This is a genomic window from Vibrio sp. 378, assembly GCF_033339435.1.
Map to the genome: position 1 here is coordinate 1 of NZ_JAWOUO010000626.1, position 667 is coordinate 667.

Consider the following 667-nt stretch of genomic DNA (forward strand, 5'->3'; position numbering starts at 1 on the left):
CTCGATGTTTACCAACTCCCTGAGGTACCTGTACTCGTTGTTGATAACAACAGCTCTGCAGAGCTCAAAGCAGGCTTACAGGCGATGCAGGCAGAAATGAAAAAGCTGGGTCAGCCAGCTCTAATTCAGCCTTATTATTCAGAGAGTCAAAAACAATCTTCACCAACGCTACAAAGCGCAGCGACAAGTGATGTCGCTCCGATTCAAACAACTCAACTGAAGAAAATTCGCTTAGCGGATGACAAAGAACCGTGGATCTCTGGCAAAGCAGAGGTTTACGCCATCGTGACAGGTGTCAATCCAAGCCGCGACGAGCCGACAATTGATCTGGTAGAACTTCCTTACTTGGATTACGACAACCAAGATTACTACCCAAATCAAATCATCATTCACTGGTCTCGCTACCGCTGGGGCGCTGCAGATATTGTTCTGATGGAGCAAGATGACGGCACAGACTACAAACAGCTGGCTAAACTATTGGTGCAAGTCGCTGAAGAAGTTCTGAAAGCCATCCCAGATCCGCAAGTTCAGGCATACGCAGTCATCCCACAAATCACAAACAAGATCATCGATGCAATTCCAGATGGTGTGCTTACCAACGATGATGACTTTGTTGACGTTTTCTACACGTTGATGCAAGACACGTCGTATGTCGATCACCCAGGAG

The 667-nt window shown here is 47.1% G+C and carries 1 protein-coding gene; it reads left to right on the top strand.

The window, feature by feature from the left end; translation table 11 throughout:
* On the top strand, positions 1-667 hold a 667-nt coding region (locus R7Q48_RS27935), incomplete at both ends, for a DUF3103 family protein (protein WP_318133546.1).